At 48.2% G+C, this 1,009-nt stretch carries 1 protein-coding gene; it reads left to right on the top strand.

Annotation, left to right across the window (positions count from 1 at the left end):
- Nucleotides 1–85 precede the first annotated feature (85 nt).
- Nucleotides 86–1,009: hypothetical protein (locus CYP28_RS10850; RefSeq protein ID WP_103592888.1), on the top strand; the 924-nt coding region annotated here is incomplete at its 3' end.

Here is a 1,009-nt window from a genome sequence, read left to right as displayed (position 1 = left end):
GAAAAAGAAGGACGAGAGGGGGAGAAAGAGAAGGAGAGGGGAAAAGGAAAGGGGATGACGGGAGATGAGAAGGAGGAACAGAGGGATGAAGCGAGAAAGAGAGGGGGGGGAGGAAAGGGAGGGAGGGGGGGGGGGGGGAAAGAAGAAGAAGGAAGAAGAGAGGGAGAGAGGGAGAGGGGGAGAGGAGAGGGGGAGAAGAGAGAGAGGGGAGGAGGAGAAAAAAGAAAGAAAAAGGGAGAAAGGAGGGGAAGAGGGGGGAAAAAGAGGAGGGGAGAGAAAGAGGGAAAAAAAGGAGGAGGAGGGAGAGAGGAAGAAAAAGGGAGGAGAGAAAGAGAGAGAAAGGGGGAAGGGGAGAAAAGAAGGAGAGAAAAAAGAGGGAGGAAAGAAAAGAAAGAGAAGGGAAAAGGGAGGGAGAAGGGAAGGAGAAAAAGAGGAGGAAAGAGGGGAGGAAGAGGAAAGAGAGGGGGAGGGGGAGGAAGGGGAGGAGGAAGGAGAGGAAGAAAGAGAGAAAGAAAAGAGAGAGAGAGAGGAGGAGAAAGGAAGAGGAGAGAAGGGAGAAGGGGAAGAGAGAGGAGGGGAAAGAAAAAAAGGAAAAGAAAAAGAAAAAAGGGAAAGAGAAGAGAAAGGGAGGAAAGGGGAAGGAAGGAAAGAAAAAAGGGAGAAAAGAGAAAAGAAAGAAAGAAGAAAGAAGAGAGAGAAAAAAAGAAGGGGAAGAAAGGGGGAAAAGGGAGAGAGGAAAAGAAAAAGAAGAGGAGGAAAGAAGAAGGAAGAAGAAAGAAAAAAAGGAAGAGAAGAAAAAAGAGAAGAGGGAGAGAGAAAGGGGAAAAAGAAAAGAGAGGAAGGAAAGAAGAGAGAAAGAGAGGAAAGAGAGGAAGGGGAAGGGAGGGGGAAAAGGAGGGGGGGAGAGAGGAGAGAGAAGAAAAAAGAGAGAAAAGGAAGGGAGAAAAGAGGAAAGAAGAGAAGAAAGGGAGAGGAGGAAGGAAAGGGACAAACAAAGGCGAGAGGAGAG

It is taken from the genome of Campylobacter concisus (genome assembly GCF_002914195.1).
In the GTDB taxonomy this organism is placed as follows: domain Bacteria; phylum Campylobacterota; class Campylobacteria; order Campylobacterales; family Campylobacteraceae; genus Campylobacter_A; species Campylobacter_A concisus_M.
Note: the sequence above shows the minus strand (reverse complement) of the source record. Positions and strands in the feature narration are given on the sequence as shown.